We start from the raw sequence: 17,073 nt of genomic DNA, 5'->3' as shown, positions 1-17,073 counted from the left end.
CGACCTACTCCTATTCCTGCTCCTTTGCTGTCGGGCTCTGCGAAGGACCAATTTCCGGCATCGGGCGCATCTGGGCCGATGGCAAACCTTTCGATCTGCCGGGAGCGGTCTGGCGGGTCCACACCGGCATAGAGACGCAACTGGCTGACCCGTTCATCACCGCCAAGATGGGCGCGGGCAACGCACCCGCCTATCGCGGCATGGCCTACATCGTCTTCGAGGAATTGCCGCTGGAAAAATTCGGCAACCGCATCCCCCAGCTGTCCTTCGAGGTCATCTGCCCGACAATTGCCGATGGTTCAGCGGAAAGCCTGATCCGCGCCGTGAACCTGATCCCGGGTGCTGGCGAATTCGTCTATGCGACCGAGACCATCACCCGTTCGTCTGGCGGCGCGACAGTGCCAGAAAATCAGAACAGCACGCTCAGTAAGGCGGACCTGCCCGCGTCCCTGGACAACCTGGAACAGGTGGCGCCCAATCTGGAAAGTGTGTCGCTGGTCGTCAGCTGGTTCGGCACGGATCTGCGCGCCGGGTCTTGCCTGATCCAGCCCGGCGTCGAGACCGCGACCAAGTCCACATCGCCAAAGTCTTGGGGCGTGAACGGCATAACGCGCACGGGGGCGCATCTGATCAGCCAAGTCAGCGATGCTGCGGCCTTTGGCGGCACACCAGCCGATTTCGCAGTGGTGCAGGCGATCCAGGACCTGCGCGCCCGGGGCATACGGATCACCTTCTATCCTTTCGTGATGATGGATGTGCCCGCAGGCAACACCCTTCCGAACCCCTACAGCGCAAATGCTGCGACGCCCGGCCAGCCCGTTTACCCCTGGAGAGGCCGGATCACGGTTTCGCCCGCAGCTGGGCAGATAGGAACCGTGGACAAGACGGGGGCGGCAGCAACCCAAGTGTCGGCCTTCTTCGGGTCGGCAGCGGCCGCAAACTTCTCGACCAGCGGCACCACGGTGAGCTGGACCGGTTCGCCTTCGGAATGGGGTTATCGTCGCATGGTGCTGCATTATGCCAAGCTCTGCTCGGCAGCGGGTGGCGTCGACGGCTTCCTGATCGGCTCCGAACTGCGCGGCCTGACCACCGCCCGCTCTGGGGCCAGCACCTATCCGGCCGTGGCGGCCTTGCAGACCCTTGCCGCCGATTGCCGGGCGATCCTCGGGCCCGGCACGAAGATCGGCTATGCGGCCGACTGGTCGGAATACTTCGGCCACCAGCCCGGCGACGGGACAGACGATATCTATTTCCATCTCGACCCGCTCTGGGCCGATGCCAACATCAACTTCATCGGGGTCGATAACTATCTGCCTCTGTCCGACTGGCGCGATGGCACTGGGCACCTCGACGCCTCGGGCGGTTGGTCGGGCATTCATGACCCGACCTATCTGCAGTCGAACGTCGAGGGCGGTGAGTATTTCGACTGGTTCTACGCCTCGGACGCCGCGCGCAACGCACAGACCCGCACCCCGATCAGCGACGGCGCCTATGGCAAACCTTGGGTTTTCCGGCCAAAGGATTTCCGCAACTGGTGGTCGAACGCCCATAAGAACCGCCCGGGTGGGGTGGAAAGTGCCAGCGCCACTGCGTGGGTGCCGCAATCAAAGCCGATCCGCTTCACCGAGATCGGCTGCCCCGCCGTCGACAAGGGCACCAACCAGCCGAACGTGTTCTTCGACCCCAAAAGCTCAGAAAGCGAGTTGCCCCACTTCTCGTCCGGTGCCCGGGACGATGCGATCCAGCGTCGATATCTGGAAGCGCTGATCGGCTACTGGTCCGACCCTGGCCACAACCCGGTCTCGTCGGTCTATGCCGCGCCGATGATCGACATGGGCGAATGCGCGGTCTGGTGCTGGGACGGGCGGCCCTATCCCGCTTGGCCCGGCCGCAGCGATGTCTGGGGCGACACAGCGAACTGGGAGGTCGGGCACTGGTTGAACGGCCGCCTTGGCAACGCGAGCCTCGGCGATCTGGTGCGGTCGATCTGCGCACGGTCGGGGATCGATCCGAACGCGCTCGATGTCTCACGCCTCGCCGATGCCGTGCCCGGGTTCGTGATCGCGGCCCTCGAAAGCCCGCGCGCCTCCAAAGCACCGCTGGCGCGGTATTTCAGCTTTGATGCCGTGGAAAGTCAGGGGCTGCTGCGCTTCGTGCCGAGGGGCGGCACATCTGTGACCACGATCACCGCCGCCGATCTCGTCGCAGCTGACCGGCCCGAGGGCGAGGACATCGAGTTCACCCGGGGCCAGGAGACCGAACTTCCGCGCGTGTTGAAATCGCGGATGCTGTCTGCCGACGAGGATTATGAGGTCGTCACCGTCGAAGCCCGCCGCGTCACCGTGGATTCCGTGCGGGTCCAGGCCGAACAATTCGCCATCGCGCATCCACCCGCGACCGCCGACCGCAACGCCCGCCGCGCGCTTTTTGAGGCTTGGGTCGGCCGCGAAACCGCGACATTCGCCCTGGCACCTCCGATGCCAGCGAATGTGACCGTGCTGGAGGACACCGCTTCGGCGCTTGATATGTCTTCGATGACAGTGGTCAGTTCCGATTGTTGTGACGACCTTACGATTGTGGTGACGGCGAGCGCTGGCACCATGGCCGCCGCAAGTGTTGACGGAGTTGTGGTGGCCCATTCTGGCACCGGAGCGCTGACGCTGACCGGCTCGGCTGAGAATATCGATGCCTACCTTAATAACACGGCCAACATCCTGTACACGGGCGCTCAGGATGCGTCCGGCCAGCATGCGGCGGCCATCATCGTCACCGCCGATGATTGCGGCGGTGTCGAGACGCTTGGCACGGTCTATGTCGACATTACCAATGTTAACGACGCGCCGACGCTGACCAGTGCTTTGCCGGCCCATGTGACAGTGCTCGAAGATACTGCCTCTCCACTTGATCTGGCATCGGCGACGCTGATCGACCGGGACAACGGGGACATTCTGACGGTGGTGCTGACTGCCAGTGCCGGGACCATTGCGGCCACAGCAGCCACCGGCGTGATAGTGACCGACTCTGGAACCGGTGCGCTGACGTTGACCGGGACTGCCGCGGATATCGACACTTATCTTAACGACACGGCCCATATCCAATACACTGGCGCGCAAGATGCGGCTGGCGACAATGCCGCCACGATCACCCTGACGGCCAATGATGGCGCGGGCGTCGTGACACTGGGCACGGTCAATGTCGACATTACCAAGGTTGATGATCAGGCCGGCGGCACACCCGTTGGCGTGGATTTGATTGGAACTGACGGGCCCGACACGTTGCTCGGCGGTGAGGGCAACGACACCCTGGACGGCGGCGCCGGGTATGACTCGCTTGACGGCGGCGCGGGTCAGGACAGCCTGCTCGGCGGCGACGGTGCTGACACGGTGCTGGGCGGCATGGGCGACGACACGATTTACGGTGGTCACGGCGCAGACATCCTGTTCGGCGGCGATGGCAACGACGTGGTGGATGCCAGTTCACCCGACTGCATCACTGAGGTGGTGGTTGAGGGGCCAACTTCCAGCCCTTGCGATGATCTGGAGGGCAGCGACACCCTTTATGGGGGGGCAGGCGACGACTTGCTGCTGGGTAATTTCCGCGACGACACCCTCGATGGTGGCAGCGGAAATGACAGCATGGCGGGTGGGCAGGGCAACGACACCTATATCCTCGATAGCGTTGGCGACACTGTCACTGAAGCGGAATACGGCGGGATCGATACCGTGCTTACCACGCTTTCGGCCTACACTTTGGGCGCGGAAGTTGAGAACTTGGTGGCCCTTGGAACCGATGGCTTTGCTGGCGTCGGCAACAACTTGAACAATACACTTACTGGCAACATCGGTAACGACAGCCTGGATGGATCTGGCGGCAACGACACGATGACGGGTGGTCTGGGCGACGATACATACTCGGTCGATAGCGCCCGTGACGTGGTGATCGAGCTTTCCGGCGGTGGGACGGATACCGTGCTGACCATGCTGACAAGCTATGTCTTGGGCGTAAACCTTGAGAACCTTGTGGCGTTGGGTTCGGCCGCCTTCACTGGCACCGGCAATGCGCTGGACAACATCATCACCGGCAACATCGGCAATGACACTCTGGACGGTTCAGGCGGCAACGACACGACGATCGGTGGGCAGGGCGACGACACCTATGCCGTCGATAGTGACTCCGATGTGGTGATTGAGGCGCTTAACTGTGGGAAGGATACGGTCATCACGACGCTATCGGCCTACACGCTTGGCGAAAACCTTGAAAACCTTGGCTTCATCGGAACGGGCACCTTCACTGGTAGGGGAAATGCGTTGGACAATGCAATCACCGGAAGTTTCGGCGATGACGCCCTGAACGGCGGCGACGGCAACGATACGCTGGATGGCGGCGCTGGCAACGATACAATGTCAGGCGGTTCAGGGGATGACAATTACCTGGTAGGTTCGGCCAGTGATATAGTCGTCGAACTGTCCGATAGCGGCTACGATATCCTGCTCTTTGCGCGCGATGAGGCGCTGGTCGAGGTCACCACTTTTGGCGCACAAATACCCGACATCAGCGAACACCGGCGCTGGTTGGAGTGCGAAATCGCGCAACTGACCCGTGGACAATCCTTTGATGTGCTGCGCGAGGAACGTGCGTTTATCCCGATGGTTTTGCCGCAACCGGGGGCATCAATCTCGCCCTCCCGTTTTGCCCAAGCAGGATTGCGCGGCGGGGCAGCACGGCCCAGCACGGGGTATGCCTATCAACGCATCCAGCAGATGGCCGATCTTTGCGTCGCCCATATCCTGCGCGGCGCGGACCGCATTGATCTGCGCCTGGACAGCCCGGTGACCCGCTTCATGGACGGTATATTTCTACGGGTCTTGCAACGCAGTCCCGACCGGGGACCAGCTTTGTTCAGCGCCCTATTCCGCAATGCACCTGCTGACCGCTTGCAGCGGTTCCTGTCGGGATCAACTGCACCGATTGACCGGGTGTCGGTGATGGCGTCCTTGCCGCCCGCTCCCTTCCTGCGCGAAGTGTTCACCGGATGAACTCGACACCGCGGCTGGTCGCAAAACACCGTCTTATGTTTGCTGCTATAATCCCGGTTTTGTTGGGGATTTCGCTTGTTTTTCAACCACCGCTGCTATGGCAGATCATTGCTCTTGGGCCGTTGGTGGCACTGCTGGGTCTGCCGCACGGCGCATTGGATCACCTCGTCGCGACTGCGCTGTGGCCACTAAGTACCCTGCGCCAGCACGCGATGTTCGTCGCAGAGTATATCGGGCTGACGATTGCCGTTCTGGCTTTGTGAATCATCGCACCAAGTATCGCCCTTGCCGCATTCCTGATCTATTCGGCGCTGCATTTTTCAGATGACTGGCGGGCCGAACTGGGGTTGTGGCAAAGCCTGCCGTTGGGCATCTCTGTCATAGCCTTGCCCGCGTTGGTTTTTCAATCTGACGTGGCGGTGCTGTTTGGTTTTCTGATAGCAGAGCCAACCGCCACTTTATTTGCCGCCCTGCTGCACAAGACGGCCAGCGCGGCAATCATCGCGTCAGCCTTGTGTCTGGTGGTGAACCTGCGGGCTGCGCCTTGGGTTGCGGTGGAATATGCCTTGCTGGTTGCGACGGCCTTGGTCACGCCACCCCTGATCTACTTTGTCATTTACTTCTGTCTCCTGCACTCTCCCCGCCATTTCCTGTTGACGGCAGATCAGTTGAGTCTGACGCCGCTGCAAGGTCTGCGCGCCGCGTGGCCAATCCTGGTGGCAACTTTGGCAATTACCGCCCTTGGCGCCATATCCCTTGCCGTTTTTACCCCTGCATTCGAACCAGCAACATTGCAAATCGTGTTTATCGGTCTGGCCGCCCTGACCGTTCCGCACATGCGGCTGACCGCTGTGTTCAGGTCAGTTCACCAATAGCAGCCATCATTCAAAACTTAACCGATCCAGAAGGCGCTCTGGGCCAGGCAATTGGCGCATCCGGTGATCAGGAGGTCAAGACAGCGGTTTCGAATGACGCACGGACATCCTTTCAGCACGTTGCCTTATGGATTTCAAGCTGCGCTGAACTAACTTCCGGACATGGAAAACAACGCCAAAACTTCTGTTATTTACAACGCCACCTGCCCGGTCTGTAACTTTGAGATACAGCACTACGCGCGGTATGCGGGTGCCAATGGCCTACCGATCCAGTTTGACGATCTGAACTCGGACGCGCGCGGTCAATGGGGGGTGGATGCCGATACTGCGGCGCGGCGGCTTTATGTGTTGCACGAGGACACGCTGACATCGGGGATACCGGCGTTTCTGGTGCTGTGCGCGCAAATGCCAAAGTATCGGTGGCTGGCGAAGGTCGTGGGATTTCCGGGGATCAAACAGGTCGCCTGTGCGGCCCATGACTTTATCCTGGCACCGGCCATATACCGCTGGCACCTGCGCCGATTGCGAAAGCAAACCGCCCGCGTCCAAAACTGAAAACGGAGCACGCCTTGCCTCAAGATGACGATGGTGCTTCGGTGCCGACGGGAAGCGCGGCGCGGTTGCTGCGGTTTGGCGGCATCGCTTCGGGGATTGCGGGCAACGTTGCTGCGGGGGGCCTGCGGGCACTCGCCAGCGGCAAGCGGCCCGATCTGGCGCAGCTATTGCTGACACCCGCAAATACCTTGCGATTGACGGACGGGCTGTCGCATCTGCGAGGGGCTGCGCTGAAGCTGGGGCAGATGCTGTCGATGGATACCGGGCTGGTCCTGCCTAAGGAGTTGACTGCAATCCTTGGCCGGATGCGGGATGACGCCCGCCACATGCCGCCAAGACAGCTGCAAACCGTGCTGAACGCCGAATGGGGGACGGGCTGGTACAGCCGTTTTGCCCGCTTTGATGTGCGTCCCTTTGCAGCGGCCTCGATCGGGCAAGTGCATCGGGCTGTGACGCACGACGGTCACGACCTTGCGATCAAGGTGCAATATCCCGGTGTGCGCGCCAGCATCGACAGCGATGTCGACAATGTCGCCACCCTGATGCGTCTGCCCGGGTTGTTACCGCGCGGCATGGACATCGCCCCCCTTTTGACCGAGGCCAAGCGCCAGTTGCATGCCGAGGCAGACTATCTGGCCGAAGCGCAGCATCTGGCCCGGGTTGGGGAGCTGCTGGAAGGGTCCGACCTGTTCGTTTTGCCGCAATTGCACCCTGCCCTGAGTACCCCGCAGGTATTGGCGATGAGATATGTTGAAAGCGCCCCGCTGGACAGTCTGGTTGACGCGCCGCAGGCACTGCGCGACCGGGTTGCAGCGGCGTTGATCGACCTTGTGCTGCGCGAGTTGTTCGTCTTCGGCGCGATGCAGACCGACCCCAACCTCGCCAACTACCGCTATGATCCTAAAACTGGCCGCATCGTGCTGCTGGATTTTGGTGCGGTGCATCCCATTATCCCAGATCTGGCGGCCGATTTCCGCGCGCTGGCATGGGTGGCGCTGGACGGTGGGGCAGAGGCGACGCGCGACGCCATGCTGCGGATCGGCTATTTCGGTGCGGCCACTGCGCCCCATCATCAAGCCCTGATCCAATCCATGTTTGAGGTAGCCATGACACCGTTGCGGCAGAACTTGTCGTTTGATTTTGGCAGCAGCGATCTGCTGGAACGCCTGCGGGACATGGGACTTGCCATCGGCAATGAACGCGAACTTGCCCATGTGCCGCCTGCCGCGACGCTGTTTTTGCATCGCAAGATTGGTGGCATGTACCTGATGGCGGCCAAGTTGCGGGCGCGTGTCGCTCTACGCCCGATGGTCGAGGCCTATCGTCGCGAAACACTCACCCCACGTTGAAACTTCGGCGGCGCGCATCACCATTTGCAAACCCAGATAGAAGATGGACCCGATGACAGACTGGACCCCTATCCGCGCCGATGGCGAAAAGATCATGGCGGCGTTCACCCCCCGCATGGGGCGGCGCTATGCCAATTGCCGCAACACCGATCACGGCCCCGGCGCACATAAAGCGGTGTCGGGGCTGTCGCCTTATGTCCGCCGCAGGCTGGTGACGGAACAGGACCTTGTCGCCACGGCGCTGGCCGCCCACGGCCCCGAGGATGCAGAAAAATTCGTGCAAGAGGTCATCTGGCGCGGCTATTTCAAGGGCTGGCTGGAACGTCGCCCGCAGGTCTGGGACAGCTACCGCGCCGGGCTGGAGGCTGATCTGACAGCCCTTGACCGCGACCGCCGCCTGCGCCGCGATATAGACAGAGCAATGAACGGCCAGACCGGGCTGGAGTGTTTCGATGCCTGGGCCACTGAGTTGGTGGACACCGGCTATCTGCACAACCACGCGCGGATGTGGTTCGCCTCCATCTGGATCTTCACACTTGGGCTGCCGTGGCGGCTGGGGGCCGATTTCTTTTATCGCCACCTGCTGGACGGCGATGCCGCATCCAACACGCTGGGCTGGCGTTGGGTCGCGGGCCTGCACACGCGCGGCAAACCCTATCCGGCTGACACGCAAAACATCGCCACCTTTACCGCCGGGCGGTTTACTCCGCGCAGAAGCGCTCTGGCCGAGGTCACCCAAGGGCTGGAGGAGACCGAACCTGATGGCCTGCCCTCGGTGCTGCCGCTGCGCCCGATCACGGCCCCGGATTCGCGCCGCCCCACCGCGCTGTTGATTACGGATGAGGATTGCCGGGTCGAGGACTTCGGTGTGGCGGCGTTAGATATCCGCAGTGTGGCCACTTTGCAGGCCAGCCATCTGCGCTCTCCCTTGGCAGTGTCTGATCTGGTCACGCGGTTTGAGGACGGCGCGCTTGCTGATGCAGCTTTGCGGTCTGGCTTCGCTGCAACCGTATTGCGTGCCAATGACCCCGCCGATCTGGCCAAATGGGCCGCAAGCGCCGGGGCAACGCAGATTGCAACGCCCTACATCACCCGCGGCCCGCTGCGCGACTGGCTAGATCAGGCCGCGCCGTCCTTGGCCAAAGCGGGCATCACCCTGTGCGAATGGCGGCGTGATTGGGACTCTGCGATCTGGCCCCATGCCACCGCCGGGTTCTTCAAGGTCAAGCAGAACATCCCCCGTATTCTGGAACAGGTGCTGCCGTGATCGTCATCATCGGGTCGGGCATAGAGGGGCTGGCCTGTGCGAGGCGGCTGGCGAACGCGGGGCATGCGTCGATCGTGCTGGACAAAGGGCGCGGCATTGGCGGGCGGGTGGCGACGCGGCTTGTGGGCGATTTACAGTTTGACCATGGCGCGCAATATGTGAACGCGCATGGTGTGGGATTTGCGGCGGTGTTGCACGGGCTGGGCGGCACCGTCTCCGCCTGGCAGGACGGCACGGGTCGCACACACAGCGTCGGCGTGCCGGGCATGTCGGCCATTCCCAAGGCGCTGGGGGTGGGGCTGGACATTCAGAAAAACGCGCAGGTGGCGCGTCTTGTGCAGGGCGGCGATGGCTGGATGCTGCATCTGAATACCGGCACGATGCGCGCGGCGCGGGTAGTGGTGACAGTTCCCGCCCCACAGTTGGCGGGGTTGCTGGGCGCAGATCAACCACTGGTGGCCGCCCTTTCCCCCGTCCGGCTGGCGCCTTGCCTCACGTTGATGGCCGCTGTGACAGCCCCTGCCCCCTTCATCACCCGGCAGGATGCAGACGATTCCTTGGCGTGGATCGCGCAAGACAGCGCCAAGCCGGGCCGCCCGCAGGGGCAGGATACGCTGTGGGTGGCCCAGGCGGGCGAGGCGTTCAGCGTGGCCCATCTGGAAAACACCCCGGAAGAGATCACCGCCCTTATGCTGCCACTGTTGTGCGACCGGCTGGGGGTGACTCCCGACGCGGTGACCCATGCCGCAGCCCACCGCTGGCGCTATGCCCGTGTGAAACAGGCGCTGGGGCAGCCGTTCCTGCGCAGCCCCGATGCAACGCTGTATCTGGGCGGCGACTGGTGCATCGGTCCCCGGATCGAGGCCGCGTGGACCAGCGGCACCGCCATTGCTGACGACATCTTGGCGCGGGGATGATTGTGTTTACCGATCCACGTATTGCCCGGCTGGTCACGCTGATCCGCGCCGCCCTTCGCCCGCCCTCCGGGTCGGGACTCATCGCGGTGGCGCTGATGTTTGGTGCAATCTGCCACACGGTCTTTGCCGCAGGCGTGCTGGCGATGATCGCGGCGATGTTCTTTGGACTAAGTGAAAGCTTTGGCAACGTGCCTTGGCCATGGGCTGCACTGGCCAATGGGGCGCTGATCGTGCAGTTCCCCTTGGCGCACTCGCTTTTGCTGACGGGCCCCGGCGGGCGGCTGCTGGCGCGACTGATCCCCGGCCCACATGGTCAAACGCTGGCCACCACCACCTATGCCATCATCGCCTCGGCCCAGCTTCTGGCGCTGTTTGCGCTGTGGACGCCCTCGGGCATCGTCTGGTGGCGGGCAGAGGGGGTGGCGTTCTGGATGGTCAGCGCCGCCTACGCCACCAGTTGGCTGATCCTGCTGAAAGCCAGCTTTGATGCCGGGGCCGAGGTGCAGTCGGGTGCCTTGGGCTGGATGTCGTTGCTTGCGCGCATCCGTCCGGTGTTTCCCGACATGCCGACCAGCGGGCTGTTCCGCCTGATCCGCCAGCCGATCTATTTGGCCTTTGCGCTGACACTTTGGACGCCTCCGTTCTGGACGCCGGATCAACTGGTACTGGCCATCAGCTTTACCGCCTATTGCCTGTTTGCCCCACGCCTGAAGGAACGCCGCTTTGCCGCCCGCTATGGCGCGCGCTTTGATCGCTATCAGGCCGAAGTGCCCTACATGATACCGCACCTGACCACCGCCAAGGACCGCACCAATGCGCAATGACCTGACGATTTATGACAAAGTGGCACAAAGCTGGTGGTCCGATGACATCCGCTGGGTGCGCACGCTGAAGAACCTCGTGCCCGGGCGGCTTGGCTGGTTTGATCGGCAGATCGACTGGCAGGACAAAGCGGTGCTGGACCTTGGCTGTGCTGGGGGATTTATGGCCGAGGCGCTGGCCACGCGCGGAGCGCATGTCACCGGTATCGACCCCTCCGAGGGCGCGATTAGTGCCGCCCGCGCCCGTGCCCGCGCACAGGGCCAGCGGATCGGGTACGATGTCGGCGTGGGCGAGGCGTTGCCTTACGGCGACGCCAGCTTCGATGCCGTGGTTTGCGTCGATGTGCTGGAACATGTGGCCGATTTGACCCGCGTTCTGGCCGAAGTCGTGCGCACTCTGCGCCCCGGCGGGATGTTTCTGTTCGATACAATCAACCGCAACCCGCTGGCGCGTCTGGCCACCATCACCGTGGCCGAAGACCTGCTGCGCCTGCTGCCGCGCGGCACGCATGACCCGGCCATGTTCATAAAACCCGCCGAGTTGCGCGCGGCTATGCAAGGCGTGGGGCTGGTGCCCGGAGACTTCACCGGCCTTGGGCCACGCGGGGTCAACCGCCGGTTGGACCTGACCTTTGGCCCCCTGCCGCTGACTGCAATCCTTTATATGGGCCTGGCACACAAGCCCGTCATTTTGAATGGAGGCTGACCCTTGCTGATCTTTGCAACCCTGATCACGGCGCTGCTGTTTGGCGGTATGGTTCTTTACAGCTTTGGCTTTGCTGCGTTTTTGTTCAGAGCTTTGCCGACCGACGTGGCAGGCCGGACGATCCGGCGGGCGTTTCCGATGTTTTACCTGTTCGTGTTGGGCTGCTCTGCCACCGCTGCAGTGGTGCTGTGGGCGGGGCATCTGCCGGGCGCGGGTCTGCTTGCGCTGGTGGCGGGCACAGTGCTGCCCACCCGCCAAATACTGCTGCCCGCGATCAACCGTGCCACCGACACGGGTGCCAAGCGGCAGTTCAAGGCGCTCCACGGGCTATCTGTGGCGATCACTTTGGCGCATATCGCCCTGACCGGCATGGTGCTGGCGCGTCTGGCGGGTGCCGAATGACCGGCTTGCAGCGCGAAAACGTCCAATCCTACCCGCGCCCGCCCGCACTGGGACCGGTGCCGCAGCGCATCATGATCCGGCTGGGCGGTGTGCTGGTGGCCGAGACCACCCGCGCCCTACGGGTATTGGAGACTCACCACGCGCCCACATACTACCTGCCGGCCGAGGATATTGCGGCCATCCTGCGCCCTGCCCCGGGCAACAGCTATTGCGAGTGGAAGGGCGTGGCGCGCTATTATGACGTGCTGTCCGGCGACAAGATCGCCCCGCGCGCGGCTTGGGCCTATGACCGGCCCACGGCGGGTTTTGCGGGACTTGGCGGATATGTCGCCTTTTACGCCGCCCAGATGGACGAGGTCTGGGTCGGCGATTTGCGCGTTATCCCACAACCGGGCAATTTTTACGGCGGCTGGGTCATGCCCAATCTGGACGGGCAGATCAAGGGTGCGCCGGGCACAAAGCATTGGTAGACTGCATCACGTGCAAGCAACTGTCGGCAGACGCGCCGCCGAAAGATCTGGGAACGAACATGGTGGTGCGGGGTCTGATGTCCGTTACATTTGCATCGATCATGCTTGCCGGGGCGCTGCCGCCTGTGATGGCAGACGGGACCGTGGCCGGGCCAACAATCATCGAGGATTTCACCATGCAGCCGGAAACCCGTTGGCGGTTTTTTACCGATCAGGTAATGGGAGGCGTGTCCACCGGCGGTGTCGCCTTTGCGAAAGAAGGCGGTACATCTTTCGCGCGGATGACCGGACGCGTCAGCACGGCTAACCGGGGCGGGTTCATCCAGATGCGGCTTGATCTGGCAACCCCACCGCCCGAGGGCACAACCGGCGTGCGGCTGATGGTGCGCGGCAATGACCAGCGCTATTTCGTGCATCTGCGCACCGGCGGCACGCTGCTTCCGTGGCAATACTATCAGGCAGGCTTTGACGTCACCGAAAGCTGGAGCGAAGTGCGCCTGCCGCTGGATGCATTCAAAGCCTCGGGTGTGCTGCTGCGCGACGTACCGGAGGCGACGAGCCTGACATCAGTTGCCGTCGTTGCCTACGGCAGTGACCAGTACGCCCAGATTGATGTGCGCGAGGTGGGCTTTTACTAGCCGCCCGACAAACTGGGTGGCAAATATCAACAAACCCTTTTTATGAACAAAGCCGTGCAGGAGCCATCGTGAGTCACAGGTAGCACACACCCGACGAATTTTGTTTTCGGAGGAAGATTTTGGCACTCCGACTTTCGAAAGCGACAAAACCTGAGAGTGGCGGCCGTACGCTTTTTCTTTTCCCGATCCAAAGGGCTGGGACTACGCCAGTTTTGCGCTAAGTTTCAACTTGGATGCATGGCGATAAGGAGCCAAAGCATTTTCCGTCACAGTAAATGAAAGGAACAGAGCCTTGTTCACACCTGTCAAAACCTTTGTCGTGCAAGCATGGAATTTCGTGTTTGACCACAACGTCAGCCCACTTCGCAATATCCCGGATGTCGCTGTCCGACACTATATTTTGCAGGTGCTGGGGCTGATGTGGGCGGTCAGTTTCTCCATCGCAATTGGAAGTTACACTTTTCTTGCCTACAGTATTCTTGGACATTCGGTCTTGATCGCCGCCGCAGCGATCACCACCGCAACTTATACAGTAGCGGCCAAGCAGCCAAAATTGTTCATGCGCGGAGCGGGTCGCGCCTCTGGTGGTGAGCACGACTGAGCCCCTGAGATGACTGTCCAGGGCCCGGCTGGATGGATAGCCAACTGTGGCCTTTTGCTCTTGGTCAGTCATCAGGCGTCAGCAGGGGGCATTTGCGTTTGCTTATCAGAACGTTGGCACCGCAGATCATTTTCTAAATTGTAGGAGGAGGCTTTACCGTGCGAATATTGATCATCGGTGCCAGTAAAGGCATAGGCTTGGAGACGATTGGACTTACCTCGGAAAACTTGGATCAACGGCCGCAGCTTCACCCGCTCAGGTTGCCGGGTCGCATTCGGGCAGTGCTGCGGCAGTGCCCCGTGTTCAGGAATGCACGCCTTTGGCGATCTGGTTGGCAAAGTGATGGTTGGTGTCGCGGTGGTGGGCCTCATCTGCACGCACGACGATCACCACATCGCGCAGGAGCGCGTTTGACGGCAAGTTCCAGTACTTTAGCGCAATCGGCGGTGCTGGTACGTTTTCAACCCGACCGGAGTCGATCTCTTCCAAATAGTGGGTATAGCTGATCACCGCCTCTTCCTCCAAGTAACCGACCACCCGGTGTGCGGTTTTGGGGGCCAGCAGGTAGAGGAAGAAATAGAGGTTATAGAACACAGCCTGCGCCACCATGATCAGGGTGCGCTCAAACCGACTTGGTTGCGCGATCTGGATAAAGGTCATCAGGTGCATGCGCTCGTTGTCTGCTTCCTCAATCAGTTCTTTGATCCAGCCCTGATCGTCGCGGATGTGACGAATGGCACGAAGATGCTGTAGCAGGCCGCCAACCATCCCCGGAACTGCGGCGACGGTTTCCAGCACAACTGCGCGATGCCCATAGCGTTTTGCGAAGAACCGATCCGCGAAAACCCGCATCGTCTTGACCACACCGAGCGCAATGCGGTCATTCATGCCGATCGGCACATGGTGGATGTTTAAGGTGTCGGGTGTGAATTCGTTACTGTGTTTCATGGCGTTTCATTTCATTTCTACCTGATAAAAATATAGGCGGTCTCATCTCTATTTCATCTGCACGGGATGTGGCAAAACAGCCAGAAGTTGGGTTTGGCTTTAGAATATGACAGCGGTCGCCATCCCTGATATCGGGTGCGCCGTGCTTGCCGCCTGACAGGGGGCATCTATAACTTGTCCATGCCCAAGCGAACGTCACCAACCGACGCAGGAAAGATAACGGTTGCCGCCGATCTTGAAGAGCTTGTGCAGGACAAGCGAGAGGGCTGGCGCGCATCAGGCGCAAAGGCCCGAAGGCGCCAGCGGCGCTACAAATCCATGCTGACCCAGAAACTGCTAAAGCTTGGCCCAGCCGCCACAGACGAGACAGCACTGGATGATAACGCGTAAGCGTGCTTTTCAGGTGCGTGACGCGGCGCTTCTCAGGAGCTTATTGCACCCCGATCAGAAAATGGAGGCTTGGCCTTGCCAACACAGAGCTACGTCGAATTGAAAGACCTGCAGATCGCCGCGCGGATCGGAACTTACGGTCCTGATGACGTTGTGCCGGATGCACATCTTCTGGACCTGAGCCTGACCATCGCGCCGCATCTGGTGATGATCGCCCGTGATGAAATGGCGCTTGTTTTCGACTATGACCCACTGATCCGGCGCATCGACACGCTGGCGCGTGCAAGCCATTTTGAGACCCAAGAGCGGCTGATGACATGCATCGTCGAAACCTGCGCTGAATTTCCCCAGATTGAGGCGCTGGACATCTGCTTGCGCAAGCGGCCTGTCCTGTCCGGGTCCGGCACGCTTGGGGTGCGGATGATCGTTGATGCCGAAGGAATGGCAGCACTGCGCAGCGCCGTGGTTTGATCCCTCCAATCGCCTTTCAAAACCACGAGACGCGCCGGGCGACCGTCAGGGTGCCAGCCATTCCCCCGCCCAACCATCCGTGCGATCAAATCGGGCGCGGCGATGGTTCGGGCCAAGGTGCAGGGCGTCTGTCGTCGATACGGTAAGCCGCAGGACGGCAAAACATGAAGGGTCGGGCTCTTTTGAGTAGGCCAGCGCCTGCGCGATCGGCTGGCCCGGCGCGGGGCTGCTGCCGTAGGACATTCGCGATGCTGCAGGAACGCCCGCCCAGATCGCGGCCACATCTTGACCAGTCAGAATTGTGACCCGGGCTTCCAGCCGCAATTGCAGATGCGCCGAGGCATCCCAAACATGCAGCGCGGCAAAAGGTGTTGCACGCAACTCCTGCACCTTGGCCGACTGGATGTTGGTGTGAATATCCAGCGTTGCCGCCAGTTTGTCTGCGGCCCGCAAGACCACCGTTCTGGCCTGCGGCATGCCATCCGGGGTGACGGTGGCCAGTGTCGAGTGCCGGGCCGGGGCGTGCCGGTCATGGACGCCACGGGTCAGGCGTGTCCAAACCTCGGCATACAACAGCGAAAGATCGGCAGCCCAAGGATGGAGATCCGGCTTCATTTATAAACCTCGCGCCGGTCAGCAAACTGCCGCACGCGTTTGCGCCAGGCGCGGTAGCTGCCGGATTTCAGATTTTGTCGCATCAATGCCTTTACCTCATCCGGACCGAGCCCATGCAGAGTGCGGATCTGGTCGAAGCTGGCATGATCACTGAGCGCCATCTCGATGATTTCGCCAAGTGTCGCAGGGTCTAGAAGTCGGCTTTTCATAGGCTTGGAGGTATCTTTGCCGCGACCCAAGTCAAGCTCCCCTTGCTGCTGAGGGCCGTTTGCGCAGCATAAGACATCGGCCTCGATGGGTGCCGGACTGGCTTTCCGCAGCTCAGTGACACTGGAACGCCTGCAGGGATGCCAGTTGGATTTTACGGCCATGACGCCATATATGGAGTGCGGTCGTAAGGTCGTGTTCCGTCTTTGTAGTCGATGACATGTGGCTCGAAGCGGAACTGGTTCTGCAAAAAATACTTGATCGGCCCAAGCCCAGCCCACCACTGGAACACAAGATGCAGCGCAGTTTCGATTTGCCGCTAACGACCCACCTCGCAATTGTCGAGCAGTACCTGCATCTGACGCGCACGGTCATGCCAGCACTCGCGCAGACCAGCAAACGCCACTGGCCGGTTCGATACGATCACTGCTTTCAGCGTATCGTGCTTGACACAATTTGCTGTGGGGTGTGGTACGACCACATCGCGCGCCCGGCGTGTAGGCACCTCAGCCAAGCGCAGGCCGCGGAGGCCGTGCAGCTTTGTGATCAGATCATCGCGGAAAAGACCGACCTGAACATGCTGAACCAGCAGTCACTGGCATGGCGTGGCAAGAGCAGGACGGCGCTTGACGCCTGAAAAATGACGCTGCTATCTGCGTCCACAAGCACTTAATCGGCTGCTTCAGCCGGCTCTGTTGCACAAATCAGCCTGAGGTCGAGTTTTTCCTTCTGCTGGACAGAGTCATCCCACACGTTGAGTTTGCGGCGTTCCAAGTGCCGTAAATCGGTTCAGGATCGCCGCCCT

General features: G+C 61.4%; 16 protein-coding genes and 2 pseudogenes. 15 read left to right on the top strand and 3 right to left on the bottom strand.

Annotated features, from left to right (window positions below):
- The 13 genes and pseudogenes from ACP7AP_RS22905 to ACP7AP_RS22845 all read left to right on the top strand — a co-directional run.
- Positions 1–2,543: pseudogene (locus tag ACP7AP_RS22905) on the top strand (baseplate multidomain protein megatron); the annotation flags it as partial.
- Positions 2,526–5,036, top strand: coding sequence for a lycopene cyclase family protein (locus ACP7AP_RS22900; RefSeq protein WP_426038055.1), 2,511 nt, complete (start codon positions 2,526–2,528; stop codon positions 5,034–5,036). The pseudogene ACP7AP_RS22905 and the gene ACP7AP_RS22900, both read left to right, overlap by 18 nt.
- Positions 5,033–5,911: pseudogene (locus ACP7AP_RS22895) on the top strand (Brp/Blh family beta-carotene 15,15'-dioxygenase). The gene ACP7AP_RS22900 and the pseudogene ACP7AP_RS22895 overlap by 4 nt, the downstream one beginning before the upstream one ends.
- Before the next feature lie 162 nt (positions 5,912–6,073).
- A complete protein-coding gene (locus ACP7AP_RS22890) occupies positions 6,074–6,466 on the top strand; it encodes a thiol-disulfide oxidoreductase DCC family protein (RefSeq protein WP_426038053.1) in 393 nt (130 codons plus the stop codon).
- A gap of 14 nt (positions 6,467–6,480) precedes the next feature.
- Positions 6,481–7,815: an ABC1 kinase family protein gene (locus tag ACP7AP_RS22885; protein WP_426038051.1), complete on the top strand. Its 1,335-nt coding sequence runs from the start codon at positions 6,481–6,483 to the stop codon at positions 7,813–7,815.
- A 52-nt stretch (positions 7,816–7,867) separates the two neighbouring features.
- On the top strand, positions 7,868–9,082 hold the full coding sequence (locus tag ACP7AP_RS22880) for an FAD-binding domain-containing protein (RefSeq protein ID WP_426038049.1): 1,215 nt from the start codon (positions 7,868–7,870) through the stop codon (positions 9,080–9,082).
- Positions 9,079–9,999: an NAD(P)/FAD-dependent oxidoreductase gene (locus ACP7AP_RS22875; RefSeq protein WP_426038047.1), complete on the top strand. Its 921-nt coding sequence runs from the start codon at positions 9,079–9,081 to the stop codon at positions 9,997–9,999. Before ACP7AP_RS22880 ends, ACP7AP_RS22875 begins: the two co-directional genes overlap by 4 nt.
- On the top strand, positions 9,996–10,823 hold the full coding sequence (locus tag ACP7AP_RS22870; RefSeq protein WP_426038045.1) for a methyltransferase family protein: 828 nt from the start codon (positions 9,996–9,998) through the stop codon (positions 10,821–10,823). The genes ACP7AP_RS22875 and ACP7AP_RS22870 overlap by 4 nt, the downstream gene beginning before the upstream one ends.
- The gene (gene ubiG / locus ACP7AP_RS22865) at positions 10,813–11,526 is read left to right on the top strand and encodes a bifunctional 2-polyprenyl-6-hydroxyphenol methylase/3-demethylubiquinol 3-O-methyltransferase UbiG (RefSeq protein WP_426038043.1); all 714 of its coding nucleotides are present in this window, start codon (positions 10,813–10,815) and stop codon (positions 11,524–11,526) included. Before ACP7AP_RS22870 ends, ubiG begins: the two co-directional genes overlap by 11 nt.
- A 3-nt stretch (positions 11,527–11,529) precedes the next feature.
- The gene (locus ACP7AP_RS22860; protein ID WP_426038041.1) at positions 11,530–11,928 is read left to right on the top strand and encodes a DUF4149 domain-containing protein; all 399 of its coding nucleotides are present in this window, start codon (positions 11,530–11,532) and stop codon (positions 11,926–11,928) included.
- A complete protein-coding gene (locus ACP7AP_RS22855; RefSeq protein ID WP_426038039.1) occupies positions 11,925–12,398 on the top strand; it encodes a DUF427 domain-containing protein in 474 nt (157 codons plus the stop codon). The genes ACP7AP_RS22860 and ACP7AP_RS22855 overlap by 4 nt, the downstream gene beginning before the upstream one ends.
- 77 nt (positions 12,399–12,475) lie before the next feature.
- Complete coding sequence (locus ACP7AP_RS22850) at positions 12,476–13,036, top strand: CIA30 family protein (protein WP_426038037.1); 561 nt, start codon at positions 12,476–12,478, stop codon at positions 13,034–13,036.
- Positions 13,037–13,328: 292 nt separating this feature from the next.
- On the top strand, positions 13,329–13,637 hold the full coding sequence (locus tag ACP7AP_RS22845) for a hypothetical protein (protein WP_426038035.1): 309 nt from the start codon (positions 13,329–13,331) through the stop codon (positions 13,635–13,637).
- A gap of 303 nt (positions 13,638–13,940) precedes the next feature.
- Here the strand turns inward: ACP7AP_RS22845 and ACP7AP_RS22840 are convergent, their stop codons facing one another.
- Positions 13,941–14,585: an alternative oxidase gene (locus ACP7AP_RS22840; protein ID WP_426038033.1), complete on the bottom strand. Its 645-nt coding sequence runs from the start codon at positions 14,583–14,585 to the stop codon at positions 13,941–13,943.
- A gap of 465 nt (positions 14,586–15,050) precedes the next feature.
- On the opposite strand from ACP7AP_RS22840, the gene ACP7AP_RS22835 reads away from it, so the two are divergent.
- Positions 15,051–15,446: a dihydroneopterin aldolase gene (locus ACP7AP_RS22835; protein WP_426038031.1), complete on the top strand. Its 396-nt coding sequence runs from the start codon at positions 15,051–15,053 to the stop codon at positions 15,444–15,446.
- A gap of 45 nt (positions 15,447–15,491) precedes the next feature.
- On the opposite strand, the gene ACP7AP_RS22830 is transcribed toward ACP7AP_RS22835, so the two are convergent.
- Together ACP7AP_RS22830 and ACP7AP_RS22825 are read right to left on the bottom strand one after the other, a co-directional pair.
- Complete coding sequence (locus tag ACP7AP_RS22830; protein WP_426038029.1) at positions 15,492–16,061, bottom strand: pyridoxamine 5'-phosphate oxidase family protein; 570 nt, start codon at positions 16,059–16,061, stop codon at positions 15,492–15,494.
- Positions 16,058–16,270 (bottom strand): DUF2805 domain-containing protein, encoded by a 213-nt coding sequence (locus ACP7AP_RS22825; protein ID WP_426038027.1) that lies wholly within the window; start codon positions 16,268–16,270, stop codon positions 16,058–16,060. Before ACP7AP_RS22825 ends, ACP7AP_RS22830 begins: the two co-directional genes overlap by 4 nt.
- 218 nt (positions 16,271–16,488) lie before the next feature.
- Between ACP7AP_RS22825 and ACP7AP_RS22820 the strand changes: the two genes are divergently transcribed.
- The gene (locus ACP7AP_RS22820) at positions 16,489–16,905 is read left to right on the top strand and encodes a hypothetical protein (RefSeq protein WP_426038025.1); all 417 of its coding nucleotides are present in this window, start codon (positions 16,489–16,491) and stop codon (positions 16,903–16,905) included.
- The last annotated feature ends 168 nt before the right edge of the window (positions 16,906–17,073 follow it).

The sequence above is a fragment of the Cypionkella sp. TWP1-2-1b2 genome (genome assembly GCF_049896245.1).
GTDB lineage: Bacteria > Pseudomonadota > Alphaproteobacteria > Rhodobacterales > Rhodobacteraceae > Cypionkella.
Note: the sequence above shows the minus strand (reverse complement) of the source record. Positions and strands in the feature narration are given on the sequence as shown.